Source organism: Streptomyces sp. NPDC059851 (assembly GCF_042732005.1).
Taxonomy (GTDB): domain Bacteria; phylum Actinomycetota; class Actinomycetes; order Streptomycetales; family Streptomycetaceae; genus Streptomyces.
In genome coordinates this window covers 1-17,669 of record NZ_JBHWJJ010000068.1, presented here as the reverse complement: position 1 = coordinate 17,669, position 17,669 = coordinate 1, and the positions used below count along the sequence as shown (strand labels likewise).

The window sequence follows — 17,669 nt, the reverse complement described above, 5'->3', positions numbered from 1 at the left end:
GCGGGGGATGTCGGCCCGGACGGCTAGCCTTTCCGGGTGTCCGCGCGCCCGTCCCCCCGCCTCACCGACCCCGAGCAGCTCAAGGAGCTCCTCGGCATCCCGTTCACCCCCGAACAGGTGGACTGCATCACCGCCCCGCCCGCCCCGCAGGTGATCGTGGCCGGCGCCGGATCCGGGAAGACCACGGTCATGGCCGCCCGGGTGGTCTGGCTGGTCGGCACCGGAACGGTCGCACCCTCCCAGGTCCTCGGCCTGACCTTCACGAACAAGGCCGCGGGTGAACTCGCCGAGCGCGTCCGGGCGGCCCTCGCGCAGGCCGGCATCACCGACCCGGACCCTTCGCCGGCCGACATCCCCGGTGCCGCCCTCGGCGCCGGCGCCGAGGCCGCGGCCGGCGGCGAGCCCCGGATCTCCACCTACCACGCCTTCGCCGGCCAGCTGCTGAAGGACCACGGCCTGCGCATCGGCCTGGAGCCCAGCGCCCGGCTGCTCGCCGACGCCACCCGCTTCCAGCTCGCCGCGCGCGTCCTGCGCGAGGCCCCCGGCCCGTACCCCGCGCTGACCAAGTCGGTCCCCGACCTGGTCAGCGACCTGCTCGCACTCGACGCGGAACTCTCCGAGCACCTGGTCACCCCCGAGCGGCTGCGCGCGTACGACACGGCGCTGCTCGACGAACTCGCCGGCACCCGCCTCGGCAACGAGGAACTGCGCAAGGTCCCCGAGGCGGTCCGCGGCCGACTGGAACTGCTGGAGCTGACCGAGCGCTACCGGGCCGCCAAGCGCTCCCGCGACCTGCTCGACTTCAGCGACCAGATAGCCCTGTGCGCGGAGCTCGCCACCACCCGGCCCGAGGTGGGGGCGTTGCTGCGCGAGGAGTTCCGCGTGGTGCTCCTCGACGAGTACCAGGACACCTCCGTCGCCCAGCGGCTGCTGCTGTCCGGCCTGTTCGGCGGGGGCACCGGGCACGCCGTGACCGCCGTCGGTGACCCCTGCCAGGCGATCTACGGCTGGCGCGGCGCGTCCGTGGCCAACCTCGACGACTTCCCCGCGCACTTCCCGTACGCCGACGGCAGCCCCGCCACCCGGTTCTCCCTCAGCGAGAACCGGCGCAGCGGCGGCCGCCTCCTCGACCTGGCCAACGGCCTGGCGGCCCCGCTGCGCGCCATGCACGAGGGCGTCGAGGCGCTGCGCCCCGCGCCGGGGGAGGAGCAGGCGGGGTCCGTCCGTTGCGCGCTGCTGCCCACGCACGCCGAGGAGCTGGACTGGCTCGGCGACTCGGTCGCGCACCTGGTGCGGACGGGGACCGAGCCCCGGCAGATCGCCGTGTTGTGCCGGGGCGCGGCGGACTTCGCGCAGATCCAGGCGGCGCTGGTGGCCCGGGACGTGCCGGTGGAGGTGGTCGGCCTCTCCGGGCTGCTGCACCTGCCCGAGGTCGCCGACCTGGTCGCGGTGTGCGAGGTGCTCCAGGACCCGGGCGCCAACGCCTCCCTCGTCCGCCTCCTCATCGGCCCGCGCTGGCGCATCGGCGCCCGGGACCTGGCCCTGCTGGGGCGGCGCGCGCGGCAGCTGGTCGGGCGGGCCCGGGGCGGGACGGACCCGGAGGGACGCCTGGCGGCGGCCGTCGAAGGGGTGGACCCCGCCGAGATCGTCTCCCTGGCCGACGCCCTGGAAACCTTCCTCGACGGCGCGGGCGGCGAAGCCCCCGGCTCCGCCGCCGACCACGACGACCTGCCGTTCTCGGCGGCCGCCCGCGTCCGCTTCGCGCACCTCGCGCAAGAACTGCGCGACCTGCGGCGCTCCCTCGCCGATCCGCTGATGGACGTACTCCACCGGGTGCTGGCCGTGACCGGCCTCGACGTGGAACTCTCCGCGTCCCCGCACGCCCTGGCCGCGCGCCGGCGCGAGACCCTGTCGTCCTTCATGGACGTGGCGGCCGGCTTCGCCTCCCTCGACGGCGAGGCCTCCCTGCTCGCCTTCCTGGCCTTCCTGCGGACGGCCGTCCAGTACGAGAAGGGACTCGACCACGCCCTGCCGGGCGGCGAGAACACGGTGAAGGTACTCACCGCCCACAAGTCCAAGGGGCTGGAGTGGGACGTCGTGGTCGTCCCCGACCTGTGCGCGGGCTCGTTCCCGAAGCAGAAGCCGCCGGAGGCGTGGACCTCGTACGCGAAGGTCCTGCCGTACCCGCTGCGCGGCGACGCACCCACCCTGCCGGCCGGTCCCGAGTGGACCTCGGCGGGCATGAAGTCCTTCAAGGCCGCCCTGAAGGAACACAAGGAGGTGGAGGAGCTCCGCCTCGGCTACGTGACGTTCACCCGGCCGCGCTCGCTGCTCCTGGCCTCCGCCCACTGGTGGGGCCCGACGCAGAAGAAGCGGCGCGGGCCGTCGCCGTTCCTCCGGGCGCTGTACGAGCACTGCCTCGCGGGCCACGGCGAGATCGAGGCCTGGGCGGAGGAGCCGGCCGAGGACGAGGAGAACCCGGCCCTGTCCGCCGGGTCCGCCCCCGAACACTCCTGGCCACTGCCCCTGGACCCCCGGTCGCTGGCCCTCCGCCGCGCGGCCGCGGCCCTGGTGGAGTCCCACCTGGCAGCCCCCGGCCCGGAGCCCGCCGTCCCGGACCCGGACGCGTACCCGTGGCCCCCGGACTGCGAGGACCCGTCCTACGACGAGGAACCCGACACCCCGCCCCACCCGGCCGACGCCCCGGTCGAGTCCGGCGGGGCCGACGACCTGTGGCTGCCGGGTGACCCCGCGGCGGAGGCGGCCCCGGCCGCCGCCCGGCCGGCCGACGCTCCCGGGCCGTCCGGCACGGCCGGCGCCACGGACCCCGAACCCTGGCTGCCCGCACCCACCCCGCCCGGTGACGAGGCCGCCGCGGCCTGGGACGGCCCCGCCGACGACCTGTGGCTGCCCGGCGACGACGCGGCCTGGGACGGGACCGCCGGTCCCGCCGGCCCCACCGCGCCCGCGGCCGGGCCGGGCGCCCTCAGCCCCGAGGAGGCACGGACCATCGCCTCCTGGGACAGGGACCTCGACGCCCTTGAGGGCGAGCTCCGCCGCGCCCGCGAAGCCGTCCGCGACGTCGAGCTGCCCTCCGCGCTCTCCGCGAGCCAGCTCCTCCGCCTCGCCGCGGACGAGCAGGCCTTCGCCCGCGACCTGGCCCGCCCCATGCCCCGCCCGCCGCAGCCGGCCGCGCGCCGGGGCACCCGCTTCCACGCCTGGGTGGAGTCCCGGTTCGAGGAGCTCCCGCTTCCCTTCCTCGACGTCCTGGAGCCGGAGGCCGACCTCCCCGGCTCCGACCAGGAGGTCGCCGACGAGGCGGACCTCGCCGCCCTCAAGGAGGCCTTCGAGCGCAGCGAGTACGCCGAGCGCACCCCGTTCCGGCTGGAGGCCCCGGTCCAAGTGACCCTGGCCGGCCGGGTGGTCCGCGGCCGGATCGACGCCGTCTACCGCAACCCCAGGGGCAGCAAGTACGCGTACGAGATCGTCGACTGGAAGACGAGCCGCACCACCGAGGCCGATCCCCTCCAGCTCGCGATCTACCGTCTCGCCTGGGCGGAGACCACCGGCACACCCCTGCGTCGGGTCGGAGCCGCCTTCCTCCACGTCCGCAGCGGCCGTGTGATCCGCCCGCGCCGCCTCCCCGGCCGGGTCACCCTGGAGCGGATCCTCCATGGCGCATCGGGCGCCGCGGGTGGCCGCCGGGCGGACAGATAGGCTCGTGGGCATGAGCGAAACCCCGGCGGACAACGTCGTCCGCACGTACATCGGCACCCACCGCGCCGCCTTCCTCGACGACCTCGCCGAGTGGCTGCGCATCCCCTCCGTGTCGGCCCAGCCCGAGCACGCGGGCGACGTACGACGCAGCGCCGAGTGGCTCGCCGCACAGCTCACCAAGACCGGCTTCCCGGTGGCCGAGGTCTGGGAGACCGACGGCGCGCCCGCCGTCTTCGCCGAGTGGCCCGCCGAGGACCCCGGGGCCCCGACCGTCCTCGTCTACGGGCACCACGACGTACAGCCCGCCGCCCTCGCCGACGGCTGGCACACCGACCCGTTCGAGCCGGTCGTCAAGGACGGCCGGATGTACGCGCGCGGCGCCGCCGACGACAAGGGCCAGGTGTTCTTCCACACCCTCGGCGTACGGGCCCACCTGGCCGCGACCGGCGCCAGTGCCCCGGCCGTGCACCTGAAGCTGCTGGTCGAGGGCGAGGAGGAGTCGGGTTCCCCGCACTTCCGGGCCCTGGTCGAGCGGGAGGCGCACCGTCTCGCCGCCGACGTGGTGATCGTCTCCGACACCGGCATGTGGTCCGAGACCACCCCGACCGTGTGCACCGGCATGCGCGGCGTCGCCGACTGCGAGATCGACCTGCACGGGCCCGACCAGGACGTCCACTCCGGCGCGTTCGGCGGGGCCGTGCCCAATCCGGCCACCGTCGCCGCCCGCCTGGTCGCGGCGCTGCACGACGCCGACGAGCGGGTCACCATCCCCGGCTTCTACGACGGCATCGCCGAGCTGACGGACGAGGAGCGGGCGCTCATCGCCGAGCTGCCGTTCGACGAGGCCGAGTGGCTGGCCAACGCCAAGTCGCACGCCACCGCCGGCGAGAAGGGCTACTCCACCCTGGAGCGCGTCTGGGCCCGGCCGACCGCCGAGGTCAACGGCATCGGCGGGGGCTACCAGGGCCCCGGCGGCAAGACCATCGTGCCCGCCTCCGCCCACCTGAAGCTGTCGTTCCGCCTGGTGTCCGGGCAGGACCCGTACGAGGTCGAGGCCGCCGTCCGGGACTGGGTCGCGGCCCGGGTACCGGACGGGATCCGCCACTCCATCATCTTCGGCGCCCCGACCCGGCCGTGCCTGACCCCGCTGGACCACCCGGCGCTGCAGTCCGTCGTGCGGTCCATGGGCCGCGCCTTCGGCCAGAAGGTCCGCTTCACCCGTGAGGGCGGCTCGGGGCCGGCGGCCGACCTCCAGGACGTCCTGGGCGCGCCCGTGCTGTTCCTCGGCATCTCGGTGCCGTCCGACGGCTGGCACGCCCCGAACGAGAAGGTCGAGCTGGACCTGCTCCTCAAGGGCGTCGAGACGGCGGCGTACCTCTGGGGCGACCTGGCCGCGCACTGGGGGCCCACGCGCACCGCCTGACCCACCGCAGCGCGGCCGCGCCCCGCACGCACCACCGTCACGAGTCACGAGTCACCGAGCCTGCCCGTCCACGCCACCGGGGGAGTTGGAAGTACCTGTGAGCACGCATACCGAGCACCCGATCTCGCTGGCCGCGGCCAGCGGAATCGACCGCGCCGCGCACCACCGCCTCGACGAGCCCTGGCTCGCCGCCGCCTGGAGCCACCCCACGACCCGCGTCTTCGTGGTCTCCGGCGGCCAGGTCCTGATCGACGACACTCCCGACGGCGGCACCGGGATCGTGATGACCCCGGCCTTCGAGGCCCCCCTCACCGAGACCCACCGCTACTTCCTCGGCACCGACGAGGACGGCGTACGGTACTTCGCGCTCCAGAAGGACGCCCTGCCGGGGCGCATGGACCAGTCGGCCCGCCCGGCCGGCCTCCGCGAGGCCGGGATGCTGCTGTCCCCGCGCGACGCCGGACTGATGGTCCACGCGGTGGCCCTGGAGAACTGGCAGCGGATGCACCGCTTCTGCTCCCGCTGCGGCGAGCGCACGGTGGTGGCGGCGGCCGGCCACGTCCGCCGCTGCCCGGGCTGCGGCGCCGAGCACTACCCGCGCACCGACCCCGCGGTGATCATGCTGGTCACCGACGACCGGGACCGGGCGCTGCTGGGCCGCCAGGTGCACTGGCCGGAGGGCCGCTTCTCGACGCTCGCCGGGTTCGTCGAACCGGGCGAGTCCATCGAGCAGGCAGTGGTCCGAGAGGTCTGGGAGGAGGCGGGCGTCCGGGTCGGCGAGGTCGAGTACGTCGCCAGCCAGCCCTGGCCGTTCCCGTACAGCCTGATGCTCGGCTTCACGGCCCGGGCGGTCTCCTCCGAGATCAACGTCGACGGCGAGGAGATCCAGGAGGCCCGTTGGTTCTCCCGCGAGGAGTTGCGCCGCGCGTTCGAGACGGGCGAGGTGCTGCCCCCGTCGGGGATCTCCATCGCGGCCCGGCTGGTCGAGCGCTGGTACGGCGAGCCCCTGCCCCGCCCGGCCGGATAGGGCGCGGGGCCGGGCGGCACCATCGGGCGGCACCGCCGGGCAGTGGTGCGAGGACGAGCGAAGGGCCCCCGCCTCGGCGGGGGCCCTTCCGCGCGCACGTCCGGCGCGCCCGGCACGCTCCGAAACGCTCGGCCAGCGGCTCCCACGCCGCCGTCCCGGCTCAGACGGCGAGGGCCTGCTGCACCTGGGCCAGGCTCGGGTTCGTCATGACCGACTCGGTGCCCGAGGGGGACACCACGAGCACGGTCGGGACGGTCTGGTTCCCGCCGTTCGCCTTCTCGACGAACGCCGCGGACTCCGGGTCCAGCTCGATGTTGATCTCGTCGTACGCGATGCCTTCCCGGTCCAGCTGCGTCTTCAGCCGGCGGCAGTAGCCGCACCAGGTCGTGCTGTACATCGTCACGGAACCCGTGTCCTGCATGCTGCGCTCCTTCGTGGGGTGGATGGTCCGGAGTACTCGAACGTACGGGACCCCGGAGCCATTCCCGCACCCGTCGCGCGACGCATACGTCAAGTACGACGAGTGTGACCGCGGCCGCTGCCCTGTGGACGGATTTCCCGCCCCCAGGTCCGGACCTGGCAGCATGGCGGGGTGACAGCAGCAACGCCCTTCCCGTCCTTCCCCGCCGGCGCAGACGACTCGGCCGGCTCGGCCGACGCGGTGCTCCTGGGTCTGGACCCGGAACAGCGCGAGGTCGCCACGACCCTGCGCGGACCGGTGTGCGTGCTGGCCGGTGCCGGAACCGGCAAGACCCGGGCGATCACCCACCGCATCGCCTACGGCGTCCGGTCAGGGCAGCTCATGCCCGCCAGCGTGCTGGCCGTCACCTTCACCAACCGTGCCGCCGGCGAGATGCGCGGCCGCCTGCGCGCCCTGGGCGCGGGCGGGGTCCAGGCCCGGACCTTCCACTCCGCCGCCCTGCGCCAGCTCCAGTACTTCTGGCCCCGGGCGGTCGGCGGCCAGCTGCCCCGGCTCGTCGAGCGCAAGGCCCAGCTGGTCAACGAGGCGGCCGCGCGCTGCCGCCTCCGCCTCGACCGCAGCGAGCTGCGCGACGTCACCGGCGAGATCGAATGGGCGAAGGTCACCCAGACCGTCCCCGCCGACTACCCCGCTGCCGCACTCAAGGCGGGCCGCGAAGCCCCCCGCGACATGGCCGAGATCGCCCAGCTGTACGGGGTGTACGAGCAGCTCAAGCGCGAGCGCGTCATGATCGATTTCGAGGACGTGCTGCTGCTCACGGTCGGCATCCTCCAGGACCGCCACGACATCGCCGAGCAGATCCGCGCCCAGTACCAGCACTTCGTCGTGGACGAGTACCAGGACGTCAGCCCGCTCCAGCAGCGGCTGCTGGAGCTGTGGCTCGGCGACCGCGACGACCTCTGCGTCGTCGGCGACGCCAGCCAGACGATCTACTCGTTCACCGGGGCCACCCCGGACCACCTGCTGGACTTCCGCATCCGCCACCCGCACGCCACCGTCGTCAAGCTGGTCCGCGACTACCGCTCCACCCCGCAGGTGGTCCACCTCGCGAACGGGCTCCTCTCCCAGGCGGCCGGCCGGGCCGCCGCCCACCGGCTGGAGCTGGTCTCCCAGCGCGAGCCCGGCCCGGACCCGGTCTACGCCGAGTACGCCGACGAACCCGCCGAGGCCGAGGGCGTCGCCGCCCGGATCCGCAGCCTCATCGCCGCGGGGGTCCCGGCCGGCGAGATCGCCGTGCTGTTCCGCATCAACGCCCAGTCCGAGGTCTACGAGCAGGCCCTCGCCGACGCCGGCGTCCCGTACCAGCTGCGCGGCGCCGAGCGGTTCTTCGAGCGGGCGGAGGTGCAGAAGGCGCTCCTCGCCCTGCGCGGCGCCGCCCGCTCCGCCGGCAACGACCCGCTGCTCGACGACGTCGTCGAGCTCGGCGCCCAGGTCCGCGCCGTGCTCAGCGCCACCGGCTGGACCGCCGAGCCGCCCGCCGGGTCGGGGGCCGCGCGCGAGCAGTGGGAATCGCTGGCCGCGCTGGTCCGGCTCGCCGAGGACTTCGCCCGGGCCCGGCCCGGAGCCACCCTCGCCGACCTGGCGGTCGAGCTGGAGGAGCGCCGGGCCGCCCAGCACGCGCCGACCGTCCAGGGCGTCACCCTCGCCTCGCTGCACGCGGCCAAGGGCCTGGAATGGGACGCCGTGTTCCTGGTCGGCCTCACGGACGGCATGCTCCCGATCACGTACGCCAGGACCGACGACCAGATCGAGGAGGAGCGCAGGCTCCTCTACGTCGGCGTCACCCGTGCACGGCAGCACCTGGGCCTCTCCTGGGCCCTCTCACGCTCTCCGGGCGGCCGCGCCTCCCGCCGGCCCAGCCGCTTCCTGAACGGGCTCAGGCCGGGCTCCGGGGCCCTCGCGGCCCGGGCCGGCGCCCCGGCCGGGCGGGAGACCTCCAGGGGGGACGCCTCCGAGCGGGAGGTCCGCCGCCGCACCCGCCGCGGCCCCGCCCGGTGCCGGGTCTGCGGCAGGACGCTCACCGCGGCCGGCGATCTGAAGCTGATGCGCTGCGAAGACTGCCCCTCCGACATGAACGAAGGCCTCTACGAGCGGCTGCGGGAGTGGCGCGCGACACAGGCCCGGGAACAGAAGGTGCCCGCGTACTGCGTGTTCACCGACAAGACGCTGATGGCGATCGCCGAGGCCGCGCCGGTCGGGCCGGGGGAGCTCGCCGTCATCCCCGGCGTGCCCGGACGCAAGCTCGACCGGTACGGGGCCGAAGTCCTGGCCATCTGCGCAGGACGGGCGCCCGAAGCTGCGCACGGGGCCGACGCGTAGAAACTCGTCGGAAAAATAGTTTGCACATGCCCAGCCGATCCCCATAGGTTCTTAGCAACGGAAACGGTGGCTTCTGACGAAGCTTCCGATCTGTGCTGTACTTATCCGAATACGCATGGGACAGGCCCCCGGGCCCGTCCCCGAGACGCCGAGAGGAGGCGAGACCAGTGACCAGCTTCATCACCACCACCAAAATGACCGATCGCTCGGTCGCCGCTTCCTGCACGCTCGGCTCCTCCTCCCTCCTCCCGCTCATCGGTACCGGTCTGTCCGCGATTGCCGCCGACAGCCGCGCCCTGCTGGCCGCCGCGCCCGTCGCGCTGGTCGCGAGCGAGCGGAATGAGCGACCGACCCAGGCACCGGTGGCAGTACTGGCAGAAGCCCGGGCCCACGCCTATGGCTTTGCCTTTGCGGCCGGTGCCGGATCCAAGACGAAGCAGACGAAGCAGCAGCACCACCTGATGTGGGCCTTCCGTGGGCTCGAACCCTGGAGTGATCCAGTCTGATCCAGCGATCAGGCCGGCGCCTTCAGGGCCGCGGAACCCCACCCGGGATCCGCGGCCCTTCTGTTTGTCCCCGAACGGGGACGACGGCGAGAAGGAGCCTCGGGACTGGCAAGACCAGGTACCAGCCGCCCCCGGCCCAACCCGGCCGGAACGACTAGCCGAACAAGACGAGGAAGAACACACCGTGCAACTCGAAGAGCACGCCCCGTCCGTACCGCAGACCCAGACGATCTCCCCGCCCGCAGTCCCGGAGGACTCCACCTTGACTCCCCTCACCGCGCTCACCGCGCTCGACGACGCCATCGAGAACCTCGGCGTACCGGTCGCCTGCCGCACCTACGACCCCGAGGTCTTCTTCGCCGAGTCCCCGGCCGACGTCGAGTACGCCAAGTCCCTGTGCCGGACCTGCCCGCTGGTCGAGGCCTGCCTCGCCGGCGCTCTGGAGCGCCGCGAGCCCTGGGGCGTCTGGGGTGGCGAGCTCTTCGTCCAGGGTGTGGTCGTAGCCCGCAAGCGTCCCCGTGGCCGCCCGCGCAAGAACCCGGTTGCCTCGGCATGAACGCCATCGGAACCATCGACCGCCCCCTGACGCACGACCCCCTGAAGCAGGCCCTCATGACCGCCCACACGACGAGCGAGAAGCCGCACGGCTCCGCCACCGCAGACTTCATCACCACCGGCGCGATCACCTCGCGTCAGAACAGGACCCGCGAAATGCAACTCATCCCAGAAGCCCTGGCCCGTGCGCATATGGACGACCGCATGCGCGAGGTGGACGCCGAGCGTCGCGCCCTGCGCCTGGTCGCCGCCCGCCGCATGCAGCGGCGCGCCGAGCGCGTCTCGATGCGCGCCCGCCGTGCACTGGCCATGGCCGTCATGCACTGAGACCAGCTCGCCCGCGCCGCCACCCGGCGGCGCGGGCAGCACACCGGGGGGACCGGTCCGAACGGACCGGTCCCCCCGGTGCGTTGCGGCCGGCTCCGCGCCCCCGCCGGGGATATCGTCGGGAGGTGGCCCAGCCGACTCCCCCTCCCGACCCGTCGGAACCCGAGGCCCAGCCCGTCGTCTGCGCGCGCTGCGGCACACGGTCCCCGAACGGCCCCCCGCCCACCTGGACCTGCTCGGTGGAGAACGGGACCAGACAGTACTTCTGCGTGGACTGCGCGCGGGAGAACCTCCGCTCGATCGAGGGCCGCCTCGACTCGTCCTGGTGGTGACCCCGCCCAGCCGCCCTGACCCCGGTCCTTGACCCCGGCCGCCGTCGGCCTCACTCCGGCGGCACGAACCCCGGCAGCCACGCCTCCAGTTCGCCCCGCAGCCGCACCGTCGCGCCCAGCTGGCACAGCACCCCGATGGTGCTCAGCGTCACCCGGTGGATCAGCAGGTACGCGGGCGGCAGGTTGATCTGCCGTCCCAACTGGTGGGCGGGCGAACGCGGATCGGCTATACGGGCCGCCTGGCCGCGTAGCCACGCCCGGGTGAAGGTGAACTCCTCGGCCTCGATGGGCTCGATGATGGGCTTCAAGTAGTCCAGCATCGCCTGCGGGTCCAGCTCGACGGACTCCTTGACGAACCCCTCGGCGCACAGGTACCCGTACATGCCCTCGGCATCGTCCTCCAGCGTCATCCGCAGCGAGGTGCCGATGGCCTTGGGCCAGCCCCCGGGCAGCCGGTCCACCGTGCCGAAGTCCAGCACCCCCAGCCGCATCCGGCCGTCCGGCCCCGTCAGCAGGCGGAAGTTGCCCGGGTGCGGATCCGCGTGCAGCAGACCGGTGCGGGCCGGCCCCGTGAACAGGAACCGGGCCAGCAACTGCCCCGCGCAATCCCGCTCTTCCTGCGTGCCGTCGGCTATCACCTCCGACAGGGGGGTGCCTTCCAGCCATTCCGTCACCAGCACCTGCTCGCCCTGGTGCACCACATCCGGCACCACCACGTCCGGATCGTCCCCGAACGCGTCCGCATGGGTGCGTTGCGCCTCGGCCTCCAGCTCGTAGTCCAGCTCCTCCACGACCCGCTCGCGCATCTCCTGGAGCAGCGGCTTGATCTCCATACCGGGGACCAGCGGCCCCAGCAGCCCGGCGAAGCGGCTCAGCTGCCGCAGGTCCGACACCAGGGCCTCACCGGCACCCGGATACTGGACCTTGACCGCCACCTGCCGGCCGTCGTGCCACACCGCCCTGTGCACCTGCCCGATCGACGCGGCCGCCGCCGGCTTGTCCTCGAACTCCTCGAACAGATCCCGCCAGTCGTCCCCCAGACGCTCCGCCAACACCTGGTGGACCGTCTGGGCGGGCAGCGGCGGAGCCGCCTCCTGAAGCTTGGTCAGTGCCGCCCGGTACGGTCCGGCGAACTCCTCGGGGAGGGCCGACTCGAAGACGGAGAGCGCCTGCCCGAACTTCATGGCACCGCCCTTCAACTCCCCGAGCGTGCGGAACAGCTGCTCGGCGGTGCGCTGCTGGATCTCACGCGCCACGATCTCCGCCGACTTGCCCCCGATCCGCTTCCCCAGCCCCCAGGTGGCCCGACCCGCAATGCCCAAGGGCAACGCGGCCAGTTTGACGGTACGGGTGACCGCCTTCCGGGGAAGATCAGACATGCGCCCCTCCAATTCCCAGACAGCCGTGGCGCAAGCGGCGGGTCAGGGGTGCCCTCCCCGTGCCTGCGGCCTTCACGCATCCTGTCATGGCCCCTCCGCGCCGTCCGGGGCGCATCACCCCGCCCCGCCCGGGACCCGAACCGGCCCGCCTCATTCCCGCACCTCGTCCTCCGCCACCAGCGTGGCCGCCGCGCACGGGCACTCCGGATGGGGCCGGACCCCGGTGCGCTCCCAGTGCAGTCCCGGCAACGCGGCCTCCCAGCGGGACGCGGTCGACGCCGGCAACTCGCCGTCCAGGAAGGACAGCGCGTGCGCCGCGGCCAGCCCGGCCACCGCCGTGGACAGCCCCAGATCACAGGCCGCGGCGGCCCGTCTGCGGTGCGCCGAGCGCCACTGCACCAGCATCCGCGGCCAGGCCGGGTCCTGCTCGACCCGGTCGCGTTCCATGCAGCCCGCACACGCCGTGGCGCCCGGCAGCACCAGCGGCCCGACGACTCCGGTACCCTCCAACACCCCCGCGTACAGATGGGGGACGCCGGCGGCGATCCAGTCCGCCGCGACGGCGGGATCCGGCGCCCAGGCGGCGAGGCCGTCCCGCGGAGCGATCACCACCAGGGCCGGGCCGGTCTCCGGCCCCTCCCGCTCCGCCGCCCGCGGCGCCCGCCCCGGAGCCGACGTACGCACCAGCCCCGCGGCGGCCTCGGACCGCAGCCGGCCCACGCTGTCGGGCCCGAGCCCGCCCGGCGCCACGTCCGCCGGCTCCACCCGCCCTCCGTCGAGCACCTCCACCCGGCCCACGCCGGCCCCTGCCAGGACCGAGGCGATCAGGCCGCCCACCCGGCCGCTCCCGCGCACCTGGACCCGTATGGCCCGCCGCGCCGCCACCCCCCGCAGGTCTCCGCCGGGCTCGCGGTGCACCAGGGAGAGCGATCCCAGATCGGGCCCCAGCCGCTCCAGCGCCTCCGGCCGCCCGCGCACCGCCTGGGCCCGGGGCCCGCCCGCCGTGGCGTCGTCGAGCAGCCCGGCCGTGGCCAGCCGCCGTACCAGCCCGTCCACCTGGCCGTCCGGCAGCCCCATGGACGCGCCCTCCGTGCGCAGCAGGTCCATGCCGCGCGTCCCGTCGATCCGGTCGATGAGCGCCCCCGTCGCCGTGTCGACCGGGCCGAGTACGACCGCATGCGCCGGCGTCACCCCGAACTGGACCGTCTGCAGATCCCGCCACGCCCTGGCCAGCGCCGGCTTCACCTTCGGATACACGGCCTTCCCCCTCCTCCTGGTCGGCGTACCGCCTGCGGCGGACCGCCCTCGGTTTCCCGCCCTCGGTTCCCGTTTCCGCAACAGTGCCCGCCCGCCGCATCCGGCGCGCGAGTTTGTCCACAGGCACGACCTATTGGGCATATGAGATGGAGAAGGCGGGTGCATGCGGGGCCGCCTGCGAATGGATCAGGTCCGAACCGCGGAGCGGGGGTCCCCGGCCACGCCGAGCGGGTACGGTCTTGGGGTGTCCGCCGACCCCCCGCAGCGCGCCGTCGAAGTCCGTCGGAGCGCGCGCCGCCGCAGGACCGTGTCCGCCTACCGCGAGGGCGACCGCACGGTCGTCCTCATTCCCGCCCGTATGTCCGAGGCCGAGGAGCAGCGCTGGGTGGGCGTCATGCTCGACCGGCTGGCCGCACGGGAGACCCGGCGCACCCTTGGGGACGCGGAACTCGCCGAGCGTGCCGGCCGTTTGTCCGAGCAGTACCTCGGCGCCCGCGCCCGCCCCCGTTCGGTCCGCTGGGTCACCAACCAGAACTCCCGCTGGGGCTCGTGCACCCCGGCCGAGGGCAGCATCCGGCTCTCGCACCGGCTCCGGGGGATGCCCGAGTACGTGGTCGACTACGTGCTGCTGCACGAGCTGGCCCACCTCCTGGTGCCCGGCCACGGCCCGCGCTTCTGGAAGCTGTTGGAGGGCTACCCGCGCACCGAGCGGGCCCGCGGCTACCTGGAGGGCGTGGCCGCTGCCGAGCGCCTCCCCGAGGTTCCCCGGCCCCGCGGCGACGGCGACTGAGTCCGCCGGGCGCGGGGACCCGGGCCGGGCCAGCCCGGACCCCGACCCGGAGCCGGAGCCGTGTACCGGGTCGGTACCGAGTTGTACCGGGTCGGTACCGACTTGGCCGGATGTCGCCTGATGCGGCTAGCCTGAGCGGCACGCATTTCACTGTCGGGATGGGGGACGGTCTTACGCATGGCCAGGGAATTCCAACGCGGTCACAAGGCCAGGATCAGCGATCTGACGGCGGGCACGGACCTGTACGTGGGCGTGCAGATCGCCGGGCCGGGACTCGCCTTCGACATCAGCTGCTTCGGGCTGGACGCCAATGAGCAGCTTTCGGACGACCGTTACTTCGTCTTCTACAACCAGCCGAAGTCGCCGGAGGAGTCGATCCAGCAGCTCGGCGCCCAGGCCGGCGACACCGAGTCGTTCCGGGTGACGCTGGACCGCGTCCCGGCCCACATCCACAAGCTGTCCTTCACCGCCACCCTCGACGGCGACGGTCAGATGTCGCAGATCGGCCCGGGCTACATCCGGATCGTGGCTGGCGGCGAGGAGGTCGTCCGGTACTCCTTCACCGGCGCGGAGTTCAGCACCGAGCGCGCGCTGATGCTCGGCGACTTCTACCTCAAGGACGTGTGGCGCTTCGCCGCGGTCGGCCAGGGCTTCGACGGCGGACTCGCCGCCCTGCTGACGCACTTCGGCGGCGAGGTGGCCGAGGAGCAGGCGCAGGAGCAGCCCGCCCCTCAGGCCGCGGCCCAGCCCGCGGCCCCGGCCCCGGCCTTCGCCCCGCCCCAGGCGGTCGCACCCGCGCCGTCCTTCGGCGCCCCGGTCCAAGCCCCCCAGGCCCCTCAGGCGCCCGAGGCCCCTCAGGCGCCGCAGCCCGCTCAAGCACCCCAGCCTGCTCAGGCGCCCCAGGCCCCGGCCCCGCAGTACCAGCAGCCGGCCCCGCCCGCCCCGGTCCACTCGGCCCCGACCATGGTCGCGCCGATCACCCCGCAGGCTCCCCATGCTCCCCAGCCGCCCCAGGCCCCGCAGCCCCCGGCCGCCCCGTACGGCCAGCCGCCCCACCCGCCGCAGCAAGCCGGCCCGCCCTCGTACGGCCAGGTGCCGCAGCCCTCGTACGGGCAGGTCCCCGGCCAGCAGCAGCCCCCGTACGGGCAGACCCCCGCCCCCTACGGCCAGGCCCCGCAGCCCTCCTACGGGCAGGTCCCCGGCCAGCAGCAGCCCCCGTACGGGCAGATGCCCGGCCAGGCCGCCCCGCAGGGCGTGCCGGCGACCGGCCCCGGCCTCAGTGCCGCGCTCCAGCCGTACAAGGAGGCGCCCACCGGCGCCCGCTGGACCGCGCAGAACCAGCAGCTCATGCGCGTCGACCTGGCCATGGGCGGCCAGCCCGTCCTCGCCCGCCAGGGCAGCATGGTCCTGTACCAGGGCAAGGTCGACTTCAGCTACAAGGGGGCGGGCTTCGCCGGCCGCATCGTCGGCAACGCCACCGGCCAGGAGATGCAGCTGATGCGCTGCAGCGGCCGCGGCCAGGTCTTCCTCGCCGAGAACGGCGCCCACCTGCACGCCGTCGAGCTCCAGGGCGACGCCATCTGCGTCTCCTCCGAGAACGTCCTCGCCTTCGACGAGTCCCTCCAGTACGAGGTCCGCCGCATCGAGGGCCACGGCATCCCCGGCGGGGCCCTGTTCACCATGCAGTTCCACGGCACCGGAACGGTCATCGTCAAGACACACGGCACCCCCGTCGTCCTGCCCGTCACCCCGACCACCTTCGCGGACAGCAACGCCGTCGTCGCGTGGTCGGCCGCCTCCCAGGTGATCGTCTCCAGCCAGGTCCGGCTGCGCCGCAACGCCTACCCCGGCCACAGCGGGGAGGCCGTGAACCTCCAGTTCCGCGGCGCACCCGGCAACTTCATCGTCGTCCAGCCGTACGAGGTCTGAGGGAGCCCGTCATGAACGCAATGAACCAGCAGCTCGCGGGCTACGCCCCCACCCCCGTCACGGCCCGCATGGAGAACCACGGCCGCGCCATGCTCAAGGTCGCCATGCAGAGCGGCCAGGACCTCTTCGCCCGCACCGGATCGATGGTCGCGTACGAGGGCTTCATCCAGTACGAGCCCAACCCTCCGGCCATGCGCCAGATGGCCTCCCAGTGGCTCACCGGCGAGGGCGCCCCGCTGATGAAGTGCACCGGCGACGGACTGCTCTACCTGGCCGACTACGGCGCGGACGTCGTGGTGGTCAACCTCAACAACGACGCCCTCTCCGTCAACGGCACCAACCTGCTCGCCTTCGACGCCCACCTCCAGTGGGGCGTCGAGCGCGTCAAGGGCATGGCCAAGTTCGCCGGCCAGGGGCTGTTCAACGTGCAGATCGCCGGCACCGGATGGGTCGCGATCACCTCCCGGGGCACCCCGATCGTCGTCGACTGCGGCCGCGGCGACGACGAGACGTACGTCGACCCGGACGCGCTCGTCGCCTGGTCCCCGAACCTCAAGGTGAAGGGGAAGCGGAGTTTCAAGGCCTCGTCGATGATCGGCCGGGGCAGCGGAGAGGCCTACCAGATGGCCTTCTCCGGCCAGGGCATCGTCGTCGTACAGCCCAGCGAGGACAGCACCGACCGGCTCCGGACGCGGGGCTGAGGGGGAGCGGACAGAACATGCAGAGCTCACTTTTCGGCTACGCCGAGGCGCAGTCGCAGGAGCGGTACACCGTCCAGAACCCGCAGCTGCTGCGGGTCACCCTGGCCGGGTCCGACGACGTGCTCGCCCGCAAGGGCGCCATGGTCGCCTACCAGGGCATCGTCGACTTCGACGGCGAGTACCAGAGCAGCAACCAGCGGGGCGCCCGCCGCCACACCGGCGAGGGCCTCGACCTGATGCGCTGCTCCGGGCAGGGCACCGTCTACCTGGCCAACCTCGCCCAGTACGTGCACGTCGTGGACGTCGACCACGAGGGCCTCACGGTCGACAGCAGCTACGTCCTGGCCATGGACTCCACCCTGCACTCCGAGGTCATCGCGGTGGACAGCCAGTACGGGATCTCCGGATCCGGCAAGTACCAGCTCAACATCACCGGCCGCGGGAAGGTCGCCCTCATGACCTCCGGGCAGCCGCTGATGGTGCAGGTCACGCCCGACAAGTACGTCAACGTCGACGCCGACGCCATCGTCGCCTGGTCCACGTCGCTGCGCGTGCAGATGCAGGCCCAGACCCACTCCACCGGCGTATGGCGCCGCCGCGGCAACACCGGCGAGGGCTGGGAACTCAGCTTCCTCGGCACCGGGTTCGCCCTGGTGCAGCCGAGCGAGGTGCTGCCGCCGCAGAACGCCCAGATCGGCCAGGGCCTCGCCGCGCAGTTCGGCGTGGGCCAGCAGGGCGCCCACGCCCAGAACCAGAACAACGTCTGGAACTGATCACGGCACTGAAGAGGGGCGGGGGGGGGGGGCGGCCCCCCCCCCGGGGCCGCCCGCCCCCCGCCCCGCCCGCGGGCGCACCCCCCCCCCCCCCCCCCCCCCCCCCCCCCCCCCCCCCCCCCCCCCCCCCCCCCCCCCCCCCAAAAACCACAC

The 17,669-nt window shown here is 73.7% G+C and carries 15 protein-coding genes; 12 read left to right on the top strand and 3 right to left on the bottom strand.

Annotation, left to right across the window (positions count from 1 at the left end; genetic code table 11):
• The first annotated feature begins 36 nt into the window (after positions 1-36).
• The 3 genes from ACFV7Q_RS22495 to nudC all read left to right on the top strand — a co-directional run bounded on the left by ACFV7Q_RS22495 (position 37) and on the right by nudC (position 6,167).
• Positions 37-3,717 carry a UvrD-helicase domain-containing protein gene (locus ACFV7Q_RS22495; RefSeq protein ID WP_385430916.1) on the top strand — a complete coding sequence of 1,227 codons (3,681 nt, stop codon included), beginning with the start codon at positions 37-39 and terminating at the stop codon, positions 3,715-3,717.
• Between the two features lie 10 nt (positions 3,718-3,727).
• Positions 3,728-5,140, top strand: a complete 1,413-nt coding sequence (locus ACFV7Q_RS22490) for a dipeptidase (protein WP_385430914.1) — start codon at positions 3,728-3,730, stop codon at positions 5,138-5,140.
• Between the two features lie 85 nt (positions 5,141-5,225).
• Positions 5,226-6,167, top strand: a complete 942-nt coding sequence (nudC, locus tag ACFV7Q_RS22485; RefSeq protein WP_385430912.1) for an NAD(+) diphosphatase — start codon at positions 5,226-5,228, stop codon at positions 6,165-6,167.
• A 160-nt stretch (positions 6,168-6,327) separates the two neighbouring features.
• Here the strand turns inward: nudC and ACFV7Q_RS22480 are convergent, their stop codons facing one another.
• Complete coding sequence (locus ACFV7Q_RS22480) at positions 6,328-6,588, bottom strand: mycoredoxin (RefSeq protein WP_385430910.1); 261 nt, start codon at positions 6,586-6,588, stop codon at positions 6,328-6,330.
• 171 nt (positions 6,589-6,759) lie between these two features.
• On the opposite strand from ACFV7Q_RS22480, the gene ACFV7Q_RS22475 reads away from it, so the two are divergent.
• The 5 genes from ACFV7Q_RS22475 (at position 6,760) to ACFV7Q_RS22455 (ending at position 10,687) form a co-directional block, all read left to right on the top strand.
• Positions 6,760-8,967, top strand: coding sequence for an ATP-dependent DNA helicase UvrD2 (locus ACFV7Q_RS22475; protein ID WP_385430909.1), 2,208 nt, complete (start codon positions 6,760-6,762; stop codon positions 8,965-8,967).
• A 167-nt stretch (positions 8,968-9,134) separates the two neighbouring features.
• Positions 9,135-9,473: a hypothetical protein gene (locus tag ACFV7Q_RS22470; protein WP_385430907.1), complete on the top strand. Its 339-nt coding sequence runs from the start codon at positions 9,135-9,137 to the stop codon at positions 9,471-9,473.
• A 184-nt stretch (positions 9,474-9,657) separates the two neighbouring features.
• Positions 9,658-10,029: a WhiB family transcriptional regulator gene (locus ACFV7Q_RS22465; protein WP_179176816.1), complete on the top strand. Its 372-nt coding sequence runs from the start codon at positions 9,658-9,660 to the stop codon at positions 10,027-10,029.
• On the top strand, positions 10,026-10,355 hold the full coding sequence (locus ACFV7Q_RS22460) for a hypothetical protein (protein ID WP_385430905.1): 330 nt from the start codon (positions 10,026-10,028) through the stop codon (positions 10,353-10,355). Before ACFV7Q_RS22465 ends, ACFV7Q_RS22460 begins: the two co-directional genes overlap by 4 nt.
• Before the next feature lie 125 nt (positions 10,356-10,480).
• On the top strand, positions 10,481-10,687 hold the full coding sequence (locus tag ACFV7Q_RS22455) for a hypothetical protein (protein ID WP_385430904.1): 207 nt from the start codon (positions 10,481-10,483) through the stop codon (positions 10,685-10,687).
• A 50-nt stretch (positions 10,688-10,737) separates the two neighbouring features.
• On the opposite strand, the gene ACFV7Q_RS22450 is transcribed toward ACFV7Q_RS22455, so the two are convergent.
• A complete protein-coding gene (locus ACFV7Q_RS22450) occupies positions 10,738-12,066 on the bottom strand; it encodes an ABC1 kinase family protein (protein WP_385430903.1) in 1,329 nt (442 codons plus the stop codon).
• A 150-nt stretch (positions 12,067-12,216) separates the two neighbouring features.
• On the bottom strand, positions 12,217-13,323 hold the full coding sequence (locus ACFV7Q_RS22445; RefSeq protein ID WP_385430901.1) for a ThiF family adenylyltransferase: 1,107 nt from the start codon (positions 13,321-13,323) through the stop codon (positions 12,217-12,219).
• 181 nt (positions 13,324-13,504) lie between these two features.
• Between ACFV7Q_RS22445 and ACFV7Q_RS22440 the strand changes: the two genes are divergently transcribed.
• The 4 genes from ACFV7Q_RS22440 to ACFV7Q_RS22425 all read left to right on the top strand — a co-directional run bounded on the left by ACFV7Q_RS22440 (position 13,505) and on the right by ACFV7Q_RS22425 (position 17,516).
• Entirely contained in the window at positions 13,505-14,113 is a 609-nt protein-coding gene (locus tag ACFV7Q_RS22440) for a M48 family metallopeptidase (protein WP_385430899.1), read from the top strand.
• A gap of 177 nt (positions 14,114-14,290) precedes the next feature.
• The gene (locus ACFV7Q_RS22435) at positions 14,291-16,042 is read left to right on the top strand and encodes a TerD family protein (RefSeq protein ID WP_385430897.1); all 1,752 of its coding nucleotides are present in this window, start codon (positions 14,291-14,293) and stop codon (positions 16,040-16,042) included.
• Positions 16,043-16,062: 20 nt separating this feature from the next.
• Positions 16,063-16,743, top strand: coding sequence for an AIM24 family protein (locus ACFV7Q_RS22430; protein ID WP_385430943.1), 681 nt, complete (start codon positions 16,063-16,065; stop codon positions 16,741-16,743).
• A 17-nt stretch (positions 16,744-16,760) separates the two neighbouring features.
• Positions 16,761-17,516, top strand: a complete 756-nt coding sequence (locus tag ACFV7Q_RS22425) for an AIM24 family protein (RefSeq protein WP_385430895.1) — start codon at positions 16,761-16,763, stop codon at positions 17,514-17,516.
• Positions 17,517-17,669 lie beyond the last annotated feature (153 nt).

Excerpts from the sequence above, each read along its gene's own strand:
- ACFV7Q_RS22490 (WP_385430914.1), top strand. The coding sequence starts at position 3,728 with ATGAGCGAAACCCCGGCGGACAACGTCGTCCGCACGTACATCGGCACC.
- ACFV7Q_RS22480 (WP_385430910.1), bottom strand. The coding sequence starts at position 6,588 with ATGCAGGACACGGGTTCCGTGACGATGTACAGCACGACCTGGTGCGGC.
- ACFV7Q_RS22460 (WP_385430905.1), top strand. The coding sequence starts at position 10,026 with ATGAACGCCATCGGAACCATCGACCGCCCCCTGACGCACGACCCCCTG.
- ACFV7Q_RS22450 (WP_385430903.1), bottom strand. The coding sequence starts at position 12,066 with ATGTCTGATCTTCCCCGGAAGGCGGTCACCCGTACCGTCAAACTGGCC.
- ACFV7Q_RS22440 (WP_385430899.1), top strand. The coding sequence starts at position 13,505 with ATGGATCAGGTCCGAACCGCGGAGCGGGGGTCCCCGGCCACGCCGAGC.
- ACFV7Q_RS22435 (WP_385430897.1), top strand. The coding sequence starts at position 14,291 with ATGGCCAGGGAATTCCAACGCGGTCACAAGGCCAGGATCAGCGATCTG.
- ACFV7Q_RS22430 (WP_385430943.1), top strand. The coding sequence starts at position 16,063 with ATGAACCAGCAGCTCGCGGGCTACGCCCCCACCCCCGTCACGGCCCGC.
- ACFV7Q_RS22425 (WP_385430895.1), top strand. The coding sequence starts at position 16,761 with ATGCAGAGCTCACTTTTCGGCTACGCCGAGGCGCAGTCGCAGGAGCGG.